Source organism: Pseudomonas sp. GW821-FHT03A09 (assembly GCF_059421065.1).
In genome coordinates this window covers 1-19670 of record NZ_JBWKUX010000001.1, presented here as the reverse complement: position 1 = coordinate 19670, position 19670 = coordinate 1, and the positions used below count along the sequence as shown (strand labels likewise).

The following is a 19670-nucleotide window of genomic DNA, read 5'->3' as shown; positions in this document are numbered from 1 at the left end:
CGAGTTTGTCTGGCTATCCATAATGCCTACGTAATAGCACGATCCAGCCTACTTTGGGTTGTCCGTTTGTGTGCTGTCAGTGACTTTGAAGCGCAATACCCCGATGACTTGCCCATCTTCGGTCAGCACCCGCACTTGCCAGCGCCCCACTGCATCCGCCGGGAAATTCTGCTTGTGGGTCCAGGCGCGGTAGCCTTCCTTGCGCCCGCCGTGGATATCCAGAGCAATGCGGTCGACCTCCTGGCCATTGAATTTCCACACATGGTAGATCCGCTCATCCAGCCCACGCGGTGCGTTGATCGCGGTGTAGGCGTACAGCCCGCCGCTGCGCAGTTGGGCGGCGGTGACTTCCTTGAGGTCATCGCCCGGCGTGCGGTCTTGCAACTGGGTGCTGATCGCCACTTCGGTCATCCACAACGTGGCTGGCGGCACCCAACTGCGCAAGAACCATCCGGCGCAACCAATGGTCGATGTTACCCCCAGCAGCATCGCCCAGCCTTTCACGCTGCGCAGCGGCAGGCTCGCGGCCAGGCTTGGGATCGATAGCAGCATAGCCACGCCCAAGGCCAGTTTGTAACTCTGGGCAGTGGTCAGGTGCAGGATGATCGGCAGCGCGGTCAGCAACGCGGCGAACAGCGTCAGGGTATGCAGTGCGAGAAACAGTGAGCGCTTGGGTGCCAGCCACTTGTAGTACAGCGGGTCGGTGATCGACACCAGCGCCGCCGCGCCGAGCAAGCCGGTGAAAATGGACTGGCCGCTGTTCCATGTGGTGGTGACGAAAAAGAACGGCAATACAAAAAACAGACTTTCCTGGTGGATCATCTGGGTGGCATAGCGCAGCAGGGGCTCGGGAATTTCCCGGTTGAAGACCTTGGCAAACAGCTGGTTGAAGCTGTTCTCCAGCATCAGCCATAGCCAGCTCACCAGCATGATCACCGCGATCCAACTGGCCATGCCTTGCTGGCGGTCCACCAGGATGAAACTGCAAACACCCGAGATAAAGCCGCCGAGCGCGATGACCCCAGGGTAGCGCTTGATCAGTTCGAGGATGCGCTGGATAAGGGGCGGCAGGTTTGGCATGGGCGGTTCACAGTTCGAATAGGAAAAATCCCAGACAGAATAACGTCTTAGCCCTGTGTTCGGTGTGTCATGACACGGTTCGTTTGCGATAAAGCCGCAAGCCGATTAACACACAAGCCATCAGCCCCAGCACGCCGGCACTGAGCGAGGTCAGGGCGTCATAGCTCAAGAGCGGTTTTTCGATGCGCCAGTAGCCTGGCTGGCTGAACACTTGGCGCATGGCCTGGTTGGTCTGTGCAAGGCTAACCGCCTTGATGCGTTTGGCCGGATCGCTGAAGTGGCCATCGGCGTAGTCGCCCGACGCGCTCCAGTAATAGTCGGCCAATGCGCTGTTGCCCTGCACGGCCCAGGCTTGGCGTGCAATAGCGGCTTGCTGCAGGCGGGTGAAGGTGGCCGGGTCGAGGCCGTCCTTGAGCAATTGCGCTTTGAGGTCTTGCAGCACCTGTTCGGCTTCGGCGAGGTTGTCCCGCTCGAGGTCGGCATTCAGGCTCAGGAAACCCACACCGCCGAACACTTCGCGCTCAGTCCACGGACCGTAGGACAAACCGTGCTTGAGGCGCAGTTGACGATAGAGCGCCCAGTCGAGGTAGTCCTTGAGTAGGTCGTAGGTTTCGTCATGTTGGTCGTCCAGCACCGGCTCCGGGAACAACCAATGCAGCTTGGCGCTGTTACCGACCCAGCCGTGGATCAAGTCACGGTGGCTGGCGGCGGTGTGCTGGATTTCTGGCAGGGGGCGGTGCTCGCTTGGCTCCACCGGGTCAAGTTGGCCATAGGTGCGTTCCAGATACGCAGGCAGCAGTTTGTCGAGCTCGCCGACGACGATCAGGGTCATGTTGTTGGGTGCGTACCAATCTTTGCGCAGTGCCTCCAACTGACTGCGGGTCAGGTGGTGGACCTGAGCCCGTTCAGCACACTTGAGCCCCAGCTCGACGGCCAGTTGATTGCTGGCGTTGTGGCCGAGGTCCTGGCGGTCGAGCAGGCGTTGCAGGTGCGAGTAATGGCCGCCGTCTTCGCGTTCCACCACTTGCTTGGCGGCCTTGATGTGCGCGTCGGTCAGTTGGGTACGGGTGAGGATCGCCAGTAGCAGGTCCAGCACCTTGCGCTGGTTTTGGGCGGGCGCCTCAATGACAAAGGTGGTGTCGGCGTTGCTGGTGTAGGCGTTCCATTCGCCGCCGAGGGCTTGCATGCGGTCTTCGAGGTCACTTTCGCCGGCACCGTCGATACCACTGAACAGCAAGTGTTCGAGCAGGTGCGGCAGTTCTTTGTCAGCACAACTGAAGTCATCCAGGCCGACACCCACCACCAGGCGGATGGCCACGTGCCCGCGCTCGGTGCCCGGTTTGAGCAGCACTTGCAGGCCGTTGGGCAAGGTGTAGCCCTCGACTTGCAGGCGGTCAAAGGCAAGGGTGTGTGCCGAGCCCAATAGCAGGCAGGCGAATAACAGGCGACGCATAACAAGCTTCCCGGCGGATGAGGTCCATTGTTAACTGACTTCACAGGCCGTCGTACGTTCAGGGCGAATGGGTGATGTCGGCAATATCTTCGGCGGAGAGTGCGCCGGTGTCAGAGGTTTCCAGCACGACATACGCGCTGCTGCAAAACAGTGAGTTGAGGCGCTTCATGTCGGCAATCAGCTCCAGGTGCAGGGAGCTGGTCTCCAGGCTTTGTACGATCTTGCGTTGCAGTCGGCTGACATGGGCGTGGGCCAGGCGCCGCTCCTGGGCACGGAAGCGGCGCTTCTCTCGCAGCAGTTGCCGGGCACTTTCCGGGTCAGCGCTGAGGAACACCGACAGGCCCAGGCGCAGGTTGGCAATCAACTGGCTGTGCAGGCCGGTCAGTTCTTCCAGACCCACTTCGGAAAACTGCCTGCGTTGCGAGGTTTTCTGCTGCTGGACTTTGCGCAGCATGCGTTCGATCAGGTCGCCGGCCAGTTTCAGGTTGATCGACAACTCGATGATCTCGGCCCAGCGGCGGCTGTCCTGCTCGCTGAGGTCTTCGCGGCGCATTTGCGCCAGGTACAACTTGATGGCGCTGTAGAGTGCCTCGACGTCATCACTGAGGCTACGCATTTCCTGGGTGATGGCGGTCTGTTTGCCGCGCAGCACTTCTTGCATCGCGGTCAGCATGTTGTCGATCAAGTCGCCCAGGCGCAGGGTTTCGCGGGCGGCGTTGGCCAAGGCCAGGCTGGGGGTGTCGAGGGCGGTAGGGTCCAGATGGCGCGGCTTGGCCTTGCCATTGGCTTCCTGTTGTTCCGGTAGCAGCCAGGCACACAGGCGTGCCATCGGGCCGATGCTGGGCAGCAGGATCAGGCAGCGGCTGACGTTGTAGAGTAGGTGGAAGGTGATGACCATACCTTGGGCGCTGTAGTCCAGGCCGTCCATCCAGCGCACGAGCGGGTCGAGTACCGGGATGATCAGCAACAGGCCGATCAGTTTGTACAGCAGGCTGCCCAAGGCCACTTGGCGCCCGGCGGCGTTCTGCATGCTGGTACTGAGAAAGGCCAGCACGCCGCTGCCAATGTTGGCGCCGATCACCAGGCCGATGGCCACGTGCAAGCCGATCACACCCGCGCCGGCCAGGGTCGCGGTCAGCAGGACAGCGGCGAGGCTGGAGTATGAAATCATCGCGAACAGGGCGCCGACCAAGGCATCGAGCAAAATATCGCCGGTCAGCGAGGCGAAGATGACTTTGACACCTTGGGCGTGGGTAATCGGCCCCGCGGCTTCGACGATCAATTGCAGCGCCAGAATGATCAGGCCCAGGCCGATGCCGACGCGACCCATCTGCCCTGCCCGCGTTTGTTTGCGCGACAAAAAGAAAATCACGCCGAGAAAGATCAGCAGCGGCGACAGCCAGGACAAATCGAACGTCAGCACCCGCGCCATTAACGCCGTGCCCACGTCGGCGCCAAGCATGGTTGCCATGGCGGGCATCAAGCCCATCAAGCCTTGGCCGACAAAGGACGTCACCAGCATGGCGGTGGCGTTACTGCTCTGCACCATGGCCGTCACCAGGATACCGGCGACAAAAGCCAGCCAGCGCTTGGACATGTTTTGCCCGATGACTTGGCGCAAGTTGGAACCGTAGACCCGCAAGATGCCGGTACGGACGATGTGCGTGCCCCAGATAAGCAGGGTCACGGCGGAAAGCAGATTGAGCAAGGTCAGCATGCTCGGCCCCCCGTGTGGGTGCGCTCCAAAAAGAGCGAAGGAAAGTTGCCGCGTGCCGTTCTACGTCTTGTCGTTAAGCTGTAGTTGGCGAATGGGCTCTGCGCCAGCATCGCATAGCTAAAGCGGGGATTGAAACAAAAGTGTCATGAAAACAGCTTTATACAGCTGAAGCTTTTTATGGATGAAAAAAGGGGCTTATTAAAAGCCCCTTTTGGTCTGGCTCGGGTTTATTGACCCGGAATGTCCTTGCGCAGTTTCACCGGGTCCTGCTGTTTCTTCTTTTTCGCGATTGCGGTGCGCATCTTGATGTTGATCGCTTCCACCGCCAGCGAGAACGCCATGGCGAAGTAGACATAGCCTTTCGGCACGTGCACGTCGAAGGACTCAGCGATCAGCACGGTACCCACTACTAGCAGGAACGACAGTGCCAGCATCTTCAGCGACGGGTGCTTGTCGATGAAGTCACTGATCGTACCGGCCGCCATCATCATCACCAGTACGGCAACGACGATCGCAGCGACCATGACCGGTACATGGGAGACCATGCCGACAGCGGTGATCACCGAGTCCAGGGAGAACACGATGTCGATGATCGCGATCTGGATGATGGTGTAGATGAACTTGCCACCGGCACCCTTGGGCTCATCGTGGGTTTCGTCTTCACCTTCCAGTGCGTGGTACATCTCCTGGGAGCTTTTCCACAGCAGGAACAGGCCACCGAAGAACAGGATCAAGTCGCGACCGGATATGCCTTGGTCAAACACCACGAACAAGTCGGCGGTGAGTTGCATCACCCAGGTGATCGACAGCAGCAACAGGATTCGCGTGACCATGGCCAATGCCAGGCCGAAGATCCGGGTGCGCGCCTGCATATGCTTGGGCATGCGGCTGACCAGGATCGAAATCATGATGATGTTATCGATGCCCAAGACGATCTCAAGGGCTGTCAGGGTAAAGAAGGCAATCCAGATTTCCGGATTGGTCAGCCATTCCATGTGTATTCCTTTGAGCGAGTGTTAAACCACGCAAGCTGCAGCGCCGCGCGATGGGGGTGTCACGATTATAGAGTGCTGAACAGCGGGAAAATCCCCATCAGCAAAGCGGCGAACATTATGCACAGGCATACGAGCACTGCCCACTTGAGGGTGAAGCGCTGGTGATCGCCAAACTCGATGCCGGCCAGAGCCACCAACAGATAGGTCGAGGGTACCAGCGGGCTGAGCAGGTGTACGGGTTGGCCAACGATGGAGGCGCGGGCCATTTCCACGGCGGTAATGCCGTAGTGGCTGGCGGCTTCGGCGAGTACCGGCAGTACGCCGTAGTAGAACGCGTCGTTGGACATGAAGAAGGTAAACGGCATGCTCACCAGCGCAGTGATCACGGCCAGATACGGACCCAGTGCATCCGGGATGACGGTCAGCAAGCTCTTGGACATGGCGTCGACCATGCCGGTGCCCGACAGGATGCCGGTGAAGATACCGGCGGCGAAGATCAGGCCCGTTACCGCCAGTACGCTGCCGGAGTGCGCGGCAATGCGGTCTTTCTGCATTTGCAGGCATGGGTAGTTGACGATCATGGCGATACTGAACGCCACCATGAACAGCACCGGCAGCGGCAACAGGCCGGCGATCAGGGCGCACATCAGGGCGAAGGTCAGGGCGCCGTTGAACCAGATCAGCTTCGGACGGCGGGCGTCGGGGTATTGCGAGACGCTGATCTCGCTATGGTCGACTTCGTCGCCCTGCAGGTGCAGTTCACCCAGGCGAGCACGCTCACGCTTGCCGTACATGTAGGCAATCATCAGGATTGCCACTACGCCTGCGGCCATGGCCGGGATCATCGGTACGAAGATGTCCGAGGGGTCCACATGCAGTGCACTGGCGGCGCGCGCGGTCGGCCCGCCCCAAGGGGTCATGTTCATCACGCCGCCGGCGAGGATGATCAGACCCGCCATGATCCGCGGGCTCATGCCAATGCGCTGATACAGCGGTAGCATGGCGGCCACGCAGATCATGTAGGTGGTGGCGCCGTCACCGTCGAGCGACACCACCAGGGCCAGTACGGCGGTGCCGACCGAGACTTTCAGCGGGTCGCCCTTGACCATCTTGAGGATCTTGCGCACGGCCGGGTCGAACAGGCCCGAGTCGATCATCAGGGCAAAGTAGAGAATGGCGAACATCAGCATCACGCCGGTCGGCGCGAGCTTGGTGATGCCCGCGAGCATCATTGGACCGATCTCCGGTGCAAAGCCACCAAACAGGGCGAACAGGATCGGCACGATGATCAAGGCGATCAGCGCGGATAGGCGCTTGGTCATGATCAGGAACATGAACGTGATGACCATGGCAAAGCCAAGGAAAGTCAGCATAGGAAAACTCCAGGCGTAGCGCGGCTAGGGAATGGCGAACCGGGTGGGGTCAGCGCAGAACGAAAGGCACGAGGCGTACGGGTGGAGTGGGGGCGAACAGGCGGGTACGAGCGGACATCGGGAATCACCATTGTTGTTGTTAACAGCCGGTCTGTTGCCGACAGTGGGGCGATCCTAGACTTGAAACCTTTCAACCAGCTTTCGCTGAGAAAACAGCTGATGAAGGGAAATACTCAGCGTGCAGAGCAAATGTGGGAGCTGGCTTGCCTGCGATAGCGTCGGCACATTCAACATCCTGGTTGCCTGGCCCACCGCTATCGCAGGCAAGCCAGCTCCCACATCAGAGCGGTGTTTGCCGCCAGTAGATCAGGGTAGTTCGAGGCCGCCGGCAGCCTTGTGCAATGCCCGCAGATGCTCGCCCATCTGCTTGAGGTTGGCTTCGCAGGCGGCAATCTCGGCGGCGCGGGAAGGGTCCAGCAGCGCCCTCACCTCTTTATCCAGGTCGCCGGTCAACGACTGCAGTTGCTTCTGGCGCTCGGCACTTTCCGACTCCAAGAGCTTGGCTTCCGACGGTTGCGGCAGGCCGTAGCCGCCGCTGCCCAGCAGTTCCGCCGGGCGGCTGAGGAAACCACTGTTGGCGAGGATTTGCTGCAGGGTGTTGTTGGCTTTTTCCATGCCGCCGTTTTTCAGCTCGCGGGCGCTGAGGTAGCGTTGCTTGACTTCGTCCTGGGCCAGCATCAGCTGCTTGCGATAGCTGGCTTGTTCCAACAGCAGCAACGCAGCGCTGGTGCGCAAGTCGGCCTGGCTGAACCACTGGCGCCGCTCGGCGGCACTGAGGGACAGCCAATCTTCGACTTGGGTCTGTTTGATCGGCAGGCGCTTGCGCAACACATCGAACATGGCCTGGTAGCGCTCGCGGAACGAGTCGAAGTGATAACCCAGGCGCAACGCCTCGCGCTTGTCGTTGAGTACGCTGGTGTCGGCTAGGCCGCGGGCGCTGAGGACTTCCAGCAAGCCGTTGGGGGTGATGTTGTCCAGACCGGTCAGCTGTGGGTTGGCACTGCCGCTACGCAACAGTTTCAGGCTTTCCACCGCACAGTTGTTGGAAATGAAGAAGTAGTTGCCGTCGTAGCTCCAGTGCATTTCGGCTGCGTGCTCGACGGTGTCGTTGATTTCCTGGCGGTTGAGTTTCAACGGCACCGAGGCGAGACCGCGCAGTTCCGTCTTGGTGTATTCATCGATCACTTGGGCCAGCGGCAGTACGAACAACCGCGATGGGTACTTGCCGACCAGGCCATCCCAGCTCGACAGCTGTACGTCACCGACGAAGGCCCGATAGGACAGCACCAGGTGCTGGTCCAGGTCCAGGCGACAATCCGGGCCACGCGGGCGTCCGGGCGCACAGATCACCAGGCGCAACATGCTGTGGCCCCAGCGGCTCACCAGGTTCTGGTTGGCTTCGGCCAGCAGGTAGTCGATTTCGTAGACGCGCTCGGGGTCGATCTGACCCAGCGGCGTCTTGGCGAAGTCGTTGCCGGCATTCAGGAACGCGTAGGTCTTGGCGCAGGTGTCCTGCTCAGGCGGTGCCCAGCCGAAGTGGTCCCTGTAGTAACGGAACAGCGCGGGGCGGCGGCAGGCGTAGCTGGGATCGAGGAGGAAATACTCCATGTTGACCGCCACGAACTCCAGCGGGCTGGTGGTTTCGTAGATATCCGGGCTGCGGGCAACCTGATGGTTGTGCTGCTCGCGCTCGCCACGGCGGCCGACGTATTGCGGCCAGCCGGCAAGGTCCAGCAGGCGCGGGTCGTCGCTGAGGGTAAAGCGACGGTCATTCTGGCCACGGCATTGGTCGGGCAGGCCGATCAGGCCGGTGATGTTGTTCTGGCGGCTGCAGCGATTGATCAGCGCGCGATCGTCTTTGGACCACAGGCGTGCGCGGTCATAGATGTGGGTCAGTTCATGCAGCACGGTGGCGAGCATTTCGCGGCGCACGGTGCCGTGGGGGCGATTGGTTTTCTGGGTGGCGGCACTGCCGTCGGTCAGGCTGGCGAGCAGGTTGCGATTGAGGTCCAGCTCGGACACCAGAGAGGCTTGGCCGTAGGCATTCTCAGGCATCTTGTCGGTCCAGCCGACATCGATGCGCCGGTCCAACTGCTCGACAAAGCGCGGCGGCAAGGAGCGCATCGCTTCATCGAGCAACGCCTGGCTGGCCTGCTGTTCGGCCGGGCTCAAACCCTCGGTTATGAGCCGCAGCTGCAGGCTGGCCTGGGCGGTACCTGTACAGAGCAGCACAGCAGCCCCGGCCAATAGCCAGGCGACGACGCGCCTCACAGTGCGAGGATAGCTTCGGCGAGGGTCTGGTCACTGGCATCGCGAGCTTCAGGCACGCGGGTTCGCAGGGTGTCGAACGCGGCTTCCAGCTGTGCGCCACGGATCTCGCCATTGGAGGCGACGAAGCTGGCGGCGTCATCGTGGGCTTCACGCACGATTTTGGAGTCGCGGATGGAGGTGGTGGTGTCCGAGGTGAAATCAATGGTGCGGGCCGAAGCACGTACGATGATGTTACTGGTGGCCTTCAGGGTTTGCGCGTGGGCGACATCGGTCAACAACAGCAGGCCGAGAGCGGCGGCGATCAGCGGGCTACGCATGGAATAACTCCAGAATACAAAGATGACTATTGGACGAGAATTGCTTGCGCCAGTTCAAGGTCGCTGGCGTTAAGTTTTGGCTGGGTGCGGCGCAGGTAATCCAGCGCGGATTCCAGTCGGGCGCCTCGCCATTGGCCGTCTGTGGCTATAAAAGCGGCGGCGTCATCCTGGGCGGCCAGTATCAACTTTCTGTCAAAGGGCGCTGATGTCACCTTGCTGGTGGCATAGGCACTGATGACGGTGCTCTGAGTGGACACGTCAAAGGCCGAAGCCAATGGCGACCAGCAGGCGGAAGACAACACAGGAACCAACAACAGGCGGTATGAAAAAACCATGGGACTCGACAACTGAAAGCGAGCGCCAAGGCTAGCGCAATGCCCGGGCGAGAGCCAGCGCCGAGGCATCCGGGAGCGGCTGGCGCTCCCTGTGTGTCAGCGGCGATCAGATCACTAGGATTGCCTGGGCCAACTGGGCATCAGTCGCTGCGTTCAGTTGTGGTGCTTGTTGGCGGATGTGCGCCAGGGCGCTTTCCAGCTTCACGCCACGGATGGCACCTTCACTGGCAACGAAGCTGGCAGCGTCGTCACGGGCGGCCTGTACCACCTTGTGGTCACGCAGGGAGGACGTGGCATCGGAGCTGGCATCGGAAGTGGCTTTGAGTGCGCCGACGATCGAGTCGGTGGTGATGATCAAGCTGCTCGCGTTGGCGTTGGCAGCGATGGCCAACAGGGCTGCAGCACTCAGCAGGCGAAGACGGGACATGGGATAACTCCTGTAGATAAACAAAGAATGCGGCGCAGAGCGGCCACTGTGAAACGGACATTGGTGCTATTGGGCATCAGACGCACGTTCTACAAGGTTCGCCACGTGGCGTGTGGATATTAAGCCGCCGTTTGTCCATTCGGAAGACTGTAATTGAATTGTACTGGTTGTATTTTGTTTTTATAGAACTGTTATTGTCAGTGCAAATATGGCCATTCAATGCCTTATTCCAGAAAAGACAAAGCCCGCCCCGGGTTTCCCGGAGCGGGCTTTGTTTTGACAAATCAGGGTGCTGGCGGTTGGACCCGGTGGGTCAGGGCCAGCGGGCGCTCATTAGCGCCAGAACGGCTTGCTCAGCTCTTCGTAGCGTTGAGCTTCGCTGATACCGGCGTCAGCCAGCAGACGCGAATCCAGACGAGCCAGTTGGTGGCGGCTGGAGATGCGGCGCTGCCACAACATCAGGTTGGCGAGAACGCGCAAAGGCAGGGAAGCCTGGGTGTTTACAGCTTTTTCTTCGAAGAACAGTTCGGAACTGAGTGTACGTTCCATGATGACATCCTTCCGCTTGTGGCGGGATTAGGTAGTGGTTTAACTGATGCCAATGATCCTCCTCCCGCGCAAGACTCTCTAGATACAGTTCGCCTGTATTGTGAGAGGCCAGTTAACTGTTTATAGGGGCTGTACTGTACGGAAATGGGGCAACTGTACCTGTCCGCACTGAAATAGTGCGAAATAGGCATTTTCGATGAAGGGAGTAGGAGTATTCGGTAGGAAAAGACCGGTACAGCAGTACAGTTTTTTACAGATATGGTCGTTAGGGTTTCGAGCTGATGAAACTGTGTTTGCATCAGCTCGATCCCGTATCCATCAACCCTTGAGCATATGCCCGGTTTCTTCCAGGTTGATGTGCCAACTCAGCGCTTCGCGCAGGATGTGTGGGGTATGCCCGCCGATGGCACAGGCCGCGTCGAAGTAACGATTTAGCGCATCGCGGTAGGTCGGGTGCACGCAGTTGTCGATGATCACGCGGGCTCGCTCCCGCGGCGCCAGGCCACGCAGATCGGCCAGACCGACTTCGGTCACCAGGATGTCGACGTCATGCTCGGTATGGTCCACATGGCTGACCATCGGCACCACGCTGGAAATTGCACCGCCCTTGGCAATCGACTTGGTCACGAAGATGGCCAAGTGCGCGTTGCGGGCGAAGTCCCCGGAGCCGCCAATGCCGTTCATCATCCGCGTGCCGCAGACGTGGGTGGAGTTGACGTTGCCGTAGATGTCGAATTCCAGGGCGGTGTTGATGCCGATAATGCCCAGGCGACGCACCACTTCCGGGTGGTTGGAGATCTCCTGCGGGCGAAGTACCAGCTTGTCCTTATAGTGTTCCAGGTTGCCGAACACATCGGCGTTGCGTCGCTCCGACAGCGTGATCGAGCTGCCGGATGCAAAACTCAGCTTGCCGGCGTCGATCAGGTCGAAGGTCGAGTCCTGCAACACTTCCGAGTACATGGTCAGGTCTTCGAACGGCGACTCGATCAGGCCGCACATCACGGCGTTGGCGATATTGCCGATGCCGGCTTGCAGCGGGCCGAGCTTATTGGTCATGCGGCCAGCGTCCACTTCCTGCTTGAGGAAGTTGATCAGGTGATTGGCGATGCCTTGGGTGTCGCTGTCAGGTGGCGTCACTGTGGAAGCTGAGTCGGCCTGGTTGGTGATCACGATGGCGACGATTTTTTCCGGTGGGATCGGAATCGCGGTGCTGCCAATGCGGTCGTCCACTTTTACCAGCGGGATCGGCGTGCGCGTCGGCCGGTAAGTCGGGATATAGATGTCGTGCAACCCTTCCAGGTTCGGGTTGTGCGCCAGGTTGATCTCGACGATGACCTGCTTGGCGAAAATCGCGAAGCTGGCCGAGTTGCCTACGGAGGTGGTGGGCACAATATGCCCTTGCTCGGTAATCGCCACGGCTTCGATCACCGCGATGTCTGGCAACTTGAGCTGGTTGTTACGCAGTTGCTCGACGGTTTCCGACAAATGCTGGTCGATAAACATCACTTCGCCGGCGTTAATCGCCTTGCGTAGGGTGCTGTCGACCTGGAATGGCATGCGCCGGGACAGCACGCCGGCTTCGGTCAGTTGCTTGTCCAGGTCGTTGCCCAGGCTGGCGCCGGTCATCAGGGTGATTTTCAGGGGGGAGGTCTTGGCGCGTTCCGCCAGGGCATGGGGGACAGCCTTGGCTTCACCGGCACGGGTGAAGCCGCTCATGCCGACGGTCATGCCGTCCTCGATCAGTGCGGCGGCGTCGGCCGGGCTCATGACCTTATTCAACAGCGAAGGCAAGCGGATACGATCACGGTACATGAATTGTTATCTCAGGCTACGGAAGCAAGGTGCGCAGTTTAGTGATTTCAAAAAAATTCGGCCCGCTACCATGGTCGAATGCCGGGTAGCGATTTAGAGCCTTTGGTCGGGTTTCATCGCACCAATAAAAAACCCCAGCCTACTGGAGGCCAGGGTTTTGGGTATTGCGCTGGCGCAGTGTTATTCGACGGCCTTGACCATGTCTTCGATGACTTTCTTGGCGTCGCCGAAGACCATCATGGTCTTGTCCAGGTAGAACAACTCGTTGTCCAAGCCTGCGTAGCCGCTGGCCATCGAGCGCTTGTTGACGATGATGGTCTTGGCCTTGAACGCTTCGAGGATCGGCATGCCGGCAATCGGTGAGTTCGGATCGTTCTTGGCGGCCGGGTTGACCACGTCGTTGGCACCCAATACCAACACCACATCGGCCTGGCCGAATTCGGAGTTGATGTCTTCCATCTCGAACACTTGGTCGTAAGGCACTTCGGCCTCGGCCAGCAGTACGTTCATATGCCCGGGCATGCGGCCAGCGACTGGGTGGATCGCGTACTTCACAGTGACACCGTGGTGGGTCAGCTTCTCGGTCAGTTCCTTGAGTGCATGCTGCGCTCGGGCTACCGCGAGGCCGTAACCCGGCACAATGATCACGGTGTCGGCGTTGGTCAGCAGGAACGTCGCATCGTCGGCCGAGCCGGACTTCACTGGGCGCGCTTCTTTAGAGCCGGTCGCCGCTGCGGCATCCGCTGTATTGCCGAAACCGCCGAGCAGTACATTAAAGAAAGAACGGTTCATCGCCTTGCACATGATGTACGACAGGATCGCACCGCTGGAGCCCACCAGGGAGCCGGCAATGATCAGCATCGAGTTGTTCAGCGAGAAGCCAATCCCCGCTGCCGCCCAGCCGGAATAGCTGTTGAGCATCGACACCACGACGGGCATGTCGGCGCCGCCAATCGGGATGATGATCAGCACGCCCAGCACGAACGCCAGGGCCAGCATCAGCGCGAAAGCGGTGAGGTTGCCGGTGAACATGAACGCCAGGCCCAGACCGAGGGTGGCCAGGCCGAGCACCAGGTTGAGCTTATGCTGGCCGCCGAACTGTACCGGTGCGCCTTGGAACAGGCGGAACTTGTACTTGCCGGACAGCTTGCCGAATGCAATCACCGAACCGGAGAAGGTAATTGCACCGATGGCTGCGCCGAGGAACAGCTCCAGGCGGTTGCCGGCAGGGATCGAGTCGCCCAGGTGTTTGACGATGCCCAGGGATTGCGGCTCGACCACGGCGGCAATGGCGATGAACACCGCTGCCAGGCCGATCATGCTGTGCATGAACGCCACCAGCTCCGGCATCTTGGTCATTTCCACGCGTTTGGCCATGATCGAACCGGCGGTGCCGCCGATCAGCAGGCCGACAATCACGTAGCCGATACCGGCAGTAGCGAGTTCGGCGCCGAGCTTATAGATGAGGCCCACGGTGGTCAGCACCGCGAGCGCCATGCCGAGCATGCCGAACAGGTTGCCGCGTCGCGAGGTGGTTGGGTGCGACAGGCCTTTGAGGGCCTGGATAAAACAGATCGACGCGATCAGGTAGAGCGTCGTGACGAGGTTCATGCTCATTACTTCGGCGCCTCTTCTTTTACTTTCGGGGCTTTCTTCTTGAACATCTCAAGCATGCGGCGCGTGACCAAAAAGCCACCGAATACATTGACCGCCGCAAGGGCCACGGCCAGGGTGCCCATGGTCTTGCCCAGTGGCGTCACGGTGAGGGCCGCGGCCAGCATGGCGCCGACGATGACAATGGCGGAAATGGCGTTGGTCACGGCCATCAGTGGTGTGTGCAGTGCGGGTGTGACGTTCCAGACCACGTGATAACCGACATAAATGGCCAGCACAAAGATGATCAGGTTGTAGATACCGGGGGAGATAAGCTCTTCCATCGTCTGAATCCCTGCTTAGGCGTTTTTGCGGATGACTTGGCCGTCGCGGCACATGAGGCATGCGGCGACGATGTCGTCTTCGAGGTTGATTTCAAACTGCCCTTCCTTGGTGAAGACCAGCTTCAGGAAGTCCAGCAGGTTGCGCGCATACAGGGCCGAGGCATCGGCGGCGACAGCGCCGGCCAGGTTGGTCGGGCCGCAGATGGTCACGCCATTCTCTACCACGACCTGGTCGGCAACGGTCAGTGGACAGTTGCCGCCTTGAGCCGCGGCGAGGTCGATGACCACCGAGCCGGGCTTCATTTGTGCAACGGTTTCTGCGCTCAGCAGCGTCGGTGCTTTACGGCCGGGAATCAGGGCCGTGGTGATGACGATGTCAGCCTGCTTGGCGCGTTCGTGCACAGCCAGGGCCTGGCGCTGCATCCAGCTGCTCGGCATCGGGCGAGCGTAACCGCCAACACCGACGGCGCATTCGCGCTCTTCATCGGTTTCGTACGGTACATCGACGAACTTGGCGCCTAGGGATTCGATCTGCTCTTTCACGGCGGGGCGCACGTCGGACGCTTCGATCACCGCACCCAGGCGTTTCGCCGTCGCGATAGCCTGCAGGCCGGCAACGCCAGCACCGAGGATCAGCACGCGAGCAGCCTTGACGGTACCTGCGGCGGTCATCAGCATCGGCATGAAGCGCGGATAGTGATGAGCGGCGAGCAACACGGCCTTATAGCCGGCAATGTTGGCCTGGGATGACAGCACGTCGAGGCTCTGGGCACGCGAGGTGCGCGGTGCGGCCTCAAGCGCAAAGGCAGTAATGCCCTGCTCTGCCAGCTTGGCGATGGTTTCGTTGCTGAACGGATTGAGCATGCCCACCAATACGGTGCCGCTTTTGATCAGCGTCAGTTCGCTGTCGCTGGGGGCAACCACCTTGAGAATCAGCTCGGCGCCAAATGCATCGTTGGCACTGCCAATGGTTGCGCCTGCCGTTTCATAGGCACTGTCGACGATGCTGGCTTTGACGCCTGCACCGCTTTGTACAGTGACCTTATGGCCCTGGCCGATCAGCTTTTTGATGGTTTCCGGGGTGGCAGCCACCCGCGTTTCACCGGTCTGGGTTTCGAGAGGAACACCAATGTGCACGTCAAATCTCCTGCATGATCTTTTTGCTTTTGATCTTTTTGTAAAAAGGCCAGTGCACCGTGAGTGGCGCATCTGGGGCGGCCGATCAGCACGATCCCGCTGAAATGACAGCGGGGCGCGGCATTTTGCAGGCGAACTTTACGGCCTTCAAGGGATTATGACGGGTGACGAAAAATTAACTACAAGTCACCCTGTGACTGATTGTCGCAATGCTCGAAAATAACCTCTTTAAATACAGGTGTTTAAAGGCTTGTAGGTGTTTATTGAGTCTTTTTCCATCGTTGCCGTGAATGGTCGCGTATTGCTTGGTGATAGTCGCTACAAGCCATGTAAGTCATGGTGTTGAGCTTCATTTTTGATGAATAGGTACAGTCTGTCAAAATGCGACATATACGTATATCTGTAGGTTTTTAATTTATCTGACTACAAGGTCAATAAGTGCGGTTTTGGCTTTTAAATACTGGGGCTGTAGCGTTGTGATTGATCGATCAACCAGTCCCTGAATGCGTGCAGCGATGCGGATTCGACCTTTCTCTCGGGGATCATCAGGTAGTAGGCCTTCGAACTGCTCAATGCCTCGGGGTTGGCAATCACCAATTGTTTCTCATCAAGCTCGCGTTGGATGAGGAATGGCGGAATCAACGCGATGCCCATGTCATGCATGGCAGCCTGGGACAACATCGAGAATAGCTCGTAACGAGGGCCTGTCATGTCCCGGGGCACGTTCAACTGTTGGGCGTTGAACCATTGGCGCCAGGCGTAGGGGCGAGTGGTTTGCTGCAACAGTGGCAGTTCTGCGATCTCCTGGGGGCTGAAGTGAGTGCGGGCGCCCAGTAAGCGCGGGCTGCACACGGGAACTGGGTTCTCTCCCATCAGTCGATGGGACTCGGTGCCGGACCAGTCAGCATCGCCAAAGTAGATTGCCGCGTCGAACTCGGTATCGGCAAACAGAAAGGGGCGCGTGCGGTTGGTAAGGTTGACCGTGACTTCCGGGTGCTTGCGTTGAAAGTCCTTGAGTCGGGGGATCAGCCATTGGGTGCCGAAGGTGGGAACTACCGCCAGTTCGATAACGTTGGCGCCCTGCTGCCCCATGACGGATAAGGTGTCGCGCTCCACGGCATCCAGTTGCATGGCGACGCGACGGCTGTAAGACAGCCCGGCTTCCGTCAGCTTGACCCCGCGCCGTGAGCGTCGAAACAGCTCGACACTTAAAAACTCCTCAAGGCTGGCGATCTGTCGACAAATGGCGCCCTGGGTGATGGAAAGCTCATTCGCAGCCTTGGTGAAGCTCTCGTGACGGGCCGCTGCTTCAAAACTGACAAGAGCCGTGGTGCTGGGGATTTTTCTGCGCATGTACGGTGTACTCACTTATAAAGCGCATTTGCGCCATTCTAGACCATTACGAAGTGAGAAATTAGCACAACCCTATGCAGAAACCTCGTTTGCCCTCTGCGTCTGCTCGGCCTAGGCTCCATCCACGACTTCTGATTTCTTCCGCGAGGACTTATTCATGGCTGGCAAGGCAAGCTTCAACTGGATCGATCCACTGCTGCTGGATCAACAGCTCACCGAAGAAGAGCGCATGGTGCGTGACAGTGCTGAGCAATTCGCCCAGGACAAGCTGGCGCCGCGTGTACTCGAAGCTTTCCGCCATGAAAAGACCGACCCTGCGATCTTCCGCGAGATGGGCGAAACCGGCCTGTTGGGGGCGATGATCCCTGAGCAGTACGGTGGCAGTGGCTTGAACTATGTGAGTTATGGGTTGATTGCACGTGAAGTGGAGCGCGTCGACTCCGGCTACCGCTCGATGATGAGTGTGCAGTCGTCATTGGTCATGGTGCCGATCAACGAATTTGGTACTGAGGCGCAGAAGCAGAAGTACCTGCCGAAATTGGCCTCTGGTGAATGGATTGGTTGTTTTGGCCTCACCGAGCCCAACCATGGCTCTGATCCAGGCGCGATGATTACCCGTGCGCGCAAGGTGGATGGTGGCTACAGCCTGACGGGCGCCAAGATGTGGATCACCAATAGTCCCATCGCCGATGTATTTGTGGTGTGGGGCAAGGATGACGCCGGCGATATTCGCGGTTTTGTCCTGGAAAAGGGATGGAAAGGTCTGAGCGCTCCGGCGATTCACGGCAAGGTTGGGTTGCGCGCTTCCATCACTGGCGAAATCGTCATGGACAACGTGTTTGTGCCGGAAGAGAACATCTTCCCGGACGTGCGCGGTTTGAAAGGGCCTTTCACCTGCCTTAACTCCGCGCGCTACGGTATTTCCTGGGGGGCGTTGGGGGCGGCCGAATTCTGCTGGCATACGGCTCGCCAATACACCCTCGATCGTCAACAGTTCGGCCGCCCGTTGGCGGCGACTCAATTGATCCAGAAGAAGCTGGCCGACATGCAGACCGAGATCACTCTTGCCCTGCAAGGCTGCCTGCGCCTGGGCCGCATGAAGGATGAAGGCACGGCGGCGGTTGAGATTACTTCGATCATGAAGCGCAACTCGTGTGGCAAGTCTCTGGATATCGCGCGTATGGCGCGAGACATGTTGGGTGGTAACGGTATCTCCGATGAGTTCGGGGTTGCGCGTCATCTGGTCAACCTGGAGGTGGTGAATACCTATGAAGGGACTCATGACGTGCATGCCTTGATTCTGGGGCGTGCGCAGACCGGCCTTCAGGCGTTCTATTAATAGGAGCACGGCATGGGCGCGCTTTCGCATCTGCGGGTGCTGGATTTATCGCGAGTATTGGCGGGGCCTTGGTCCGGGCAGATTCTTGCGGACCTTGGGGCGGAGGTGATCAAGGTCGAACGGCCAGGTAGCGGTGACGATACGCGCGCCTGGGGGCCGCCCTTCCTCAAGGATGCCCGTGGCGAGAACACCAGTGAGGCCGCGTATTACCTGTCGGCGAACCGTAACAAGGAGTCGGTGACCATCGACTTCACGCGGCCGGAGGGGCAGAAGCTGGTGCGCGACCTGGCAGCCAAGTCCGACATCCTCATTGAGAATTTCAAGGTGGGTGGGCTGGCGGCGTATGGGCTGGATTATGAGTCGCTCAAGGAGATCAACCCGCAGCTGATCTATTGTTCGATAACGGGCTTTGGTCAGACGGGGCCTTATGCGACGCGTGCGGGCTACGACTTCATGATCCAGGGGTTGGGCGGGCTAATGAGTCTGACCGGTCGACCTGAAGGTGATGATGGGGCTGGGCCTGTGAAGGTTGGCGTGGCATTGACTGACATTCTCACGGGGCTCTACTCGACCGTGGCGATTCTCGCTGCTTTGGCCCACCGCGATCATGACGGTGGCGGGCAGCATATTGATATGGCCCTACTGGATGTGCAGGTGGCGTGTCTGGCTAACCAGGCCATGAATTACCTCACGACGGGCGTGTCGCCGAAGCGCCTTGGTAATGCGCATCCGAATATCGTGCCCTACCAGGATTTTCCCACGGCTGATGGTGACTTTATCCTGACGGTGGGTAATGACGGGCAGTTCCGTAAGTTCGCTGAAGTGGCTGGGCAGCCGCAGTGGGTCGATGATCCGCGTTTCGCAAGCAATAAGGCGCGGGTGGCCAACCGTGCGGAGCTGATCCCGTTGATTCGTCAGGCTACGGTCTTCAAGACGACGGCTGAGTGGGTGTCACAGTTGGAGCGAGTGGGTGTGCCGTGCGGGCCGATCAATGACCTAGCGCAGGTGTTCGCCGATCCGCAGGTCAGGGCGCGCGGACTGGAGATGAGGCTGCCCCATGGTTTGGCGGGGGTGGTGCCTCAGGTTGCCAGCCCGATCCGGTTGTCCAAGACGCCGGTGGAGTATCGGAGCGCGCCACCTCTATTGGGAGAGCATACCGTCAAGGTGCTGCAAGACGTGCTGGGATTGATGCCGGCTAATGTGGCCGCTTTAAAGGAGGCGGGCGTTATCTGAGGGCTCTCTTCTATATAGAGAGGGAGGGGCGTTTGGGTGATTTCTAATCAATTCCAACTTATTGATAGAAAAGAGAAATTAAGTGTTGACGGCGAATTATATCTGTCTATAATTCGCCCCACTTCCGGCGCAGTCGAAACGGAAAACTCCTTGTCAAACAATGAGTTATGATGTTTTCGGCAGTGAGTTGCTTCAGTTCATCGAAGCGGCCAGGAAGTTGAAAAAGAGGTGTTGACAGCAGCGTGTAACGCTGTAGAATTCGCCTCCCGCTGACGAGAGATC

The 19670-nt window shown here is 59.3% G+C and carries 17 protein-coding genes; 2 read left to right on the top strand and 15 right to left on the bottom strand.

Annotated elements, in window-relative coordinates; translation table 11 throughout:
* Positions 1–48: 48 nt before the first annotated feature.
* From AC07V4_RS00085 to AC07V4_RS00015, 15 genes are all read right to left on the bottom strand, one after another.
* Positions 49–1080, bottom strand: coding sequence for a DUF5924 family protein (locus AC07V4_RS00085; protein ID WP_492635271.1), 1032 nt, complete (start codon positions 1078–1080; stop codon positions 49–51).
* 67 nt (positions 1081–1147) lie between these two features.
* Positions 1148–2533, bottom strand: coding sequence for a M16 family metallopeptidase (locus AC07V4_RS00080; RefSeq protein ID WP_492635272.1), 1386 nt, complete (start codon positions 2531–2533; stop codon positions 1148–1150).
* Positions 2534–2591: 58 nt separating this feature from the next.
* A complete protein-coding gene (locus AC07V4_RS00075) occupies positions 2592–4250 on the bottom strand; it encodes a Na/Pi cotransporter family protein (RefSeq protein ID WP_492635273.1) in 1659 nt (552 codons plus the stop codon).
* Between the two features lie 227 nt (positions 4251–4477).
* Entirely contained in the window at positions 4478–5245 is a 768-nt protein-coding gene (locus AC07V4_RS00070) for a TerC family protein (RefSeq protein ID WP_492635274.1), read from the bottom strand.
* Between the two features lie 65 nt (positions 5246–5310).
* Positions 5311–6618, bottom strand: a complete 1308-nt coding sequence (locus tag AC07V4_RS00065) for a CitMHS family transporter (protein ID WP_492635275.1) — start codon at positions 6616–6618, stop codon at positions 5311–5313.
* Positions 6619–6984: 366 nt separating this feature from the next.
* A complete protein-coding gene (locus tag AC07V4_RS00060) occupies positions 6985–8949 on the bottom strand; it encodes a DUF7844 domain-containing protein (RefSeq protein ID WP_492635276.1) in 1965 nt (654 codons plus the stop codon).
* Positions 8946–9266, bottom strand: coding sequence for a DUF2388 domain-containing protein (locus tag AC07V4_RS00055; protein ID WP_017849050.1), 321 nt, complete (start codon positions 9264–9266; stop codon positions 8946–8948). The genes AC07V4_RS00060 and AC07V4_RS00055 overlap by 4 nt, the downstream gene beginning before the upstream one ends.
* Before the next feature lie 26 nt (positions 9267–9292).
* A complete protein-coding gene (locus AC07V4_RS00050; protein ID WP_492635277.1) occupies positions 9293–9601 on the bottom strand; it encodes a DUF2388 domain-containing protein in 309 nt (102 codons plus the stop codon).
* Positions 9602–9707: 106 nt separating this feature from the next.
* Positions 9708–10028 carry a DUF2388 domain-containing protein gene (locus AC07V4_RS00045; RefSeq protein ID WP_492635278.1) on the bottom strand — a complete coding sequence of 107 codons (321 nt, stop codon included), beginning with the start codon at positions 10026–10028 and terminating at the stop codon, positions 9708–9710.
* Positions 10029–10361: 333 nt separating this feature from the next.
* Entirely contained in the window at positions 10362–10577 is a 216-nt protein-coding gene (locus AC07V4_RS00040; protein ID WP_003187413.1) for a DUF1127 domain-containing protein, read from the bottom strand.
* A gap of 318 nt (positions 10578–10895) precedes the next feature.
* The gene (scpC, locus tag AC07V4_RS00035; protein ID WP_492635279.1) at positions 10896–12389 is read right to left on the bottom strand and encodes a succinyl-CoA:acetate CoA-transferase ScpC; all 1494 of its coding nucleotides are present in this window, start codon (positions 12387–12389) and stop codon (positions 10896–10898) included.
* A gap of 180 nt (positions 12390–12569) precedes the next feature.
* Complete coding sequence (locus AC07V4_RS00030; RefSeq protein WP_431749413.1) at positions 12570–14006, bottom strand: NAD(P)(+) transhydrogenase (Re/Si-specific) subunit beta; 1437 nt, start codon at positions 14004–14006, stop codon at positions 12570–12572.
* Complete coding sequence (locus AC07V4_RS00025; RefSeq protein ID WP_003187417.1) at positions 14006–14326, bottom strand: NAD(P) transhydrogenase subunit alpha part 2; 321 nt, start codon at positions 14324–14326, stop codon at positions 14006–14008. The genes AC07V4_RS00030 and AC07V4_RS00025 overlap by 1 nt, the downstream gene beginning before the upstream one ends.
* 15 nt (positions 14327–14341) lie before the next feature.
* Positions 14342–15463: a Re/Si-specific NAD(P)(+) transhydrogenase subunit alpha gene (locus AC07V4_RS00020; RefSeq protein WP_431749414.1), complete on the bottom strand. Its 1122-nt coding sequence runs from the start codon at positions 15461–15463 to the stop codon at positions 14342–14344.
* Positions 15464–15916: 453 nt separating this feature from the next.
* Positions 15917–16816: a LysR family transcriptional regulator gene (locus tag AC07V4_RS00015; RefSeq protein WP_492635280.1), complete on the bottom strand. Its 900-nt coding sequence runs from the start codon at positions 16814–16816 to the stop codon at positions 15917–15919.
* 157 nt (positions 16817–16973) lie between these two features.
* Here AC07V4_RS00015 and AC07V4_RS00010 point away from each other — a divergent pair, with 157 nt between their 5' ends.
* Positions 16974–18155 carry an acyl-CoA dehydrogenase gene (locus AC07V4_RS00010; RefSeq protein ID WP_003187423.1) on the top strand — a complete coding sequence of 394 codons (1182 nt, stop codon included), beginning with the start codon at positions 16974–16976 and terminating at the stop codon, positions 18153–18155.
* A 12-nt stretch (positions 18156–18167) separates the two neighbouring features.
* Positions 18168–19388, top strand: coding sequence for a CaiB/BaiF CoA transferase family protein (locus AC07V4_RS00005; RefSeq protein WP_492635281.1), 1221 nt, complete (start codon positions 18168–18170; stop codon positions 19386–19388).
* The last annotated feature ends 282 nt before the right edge of the window (positions 19389–19670 follow it).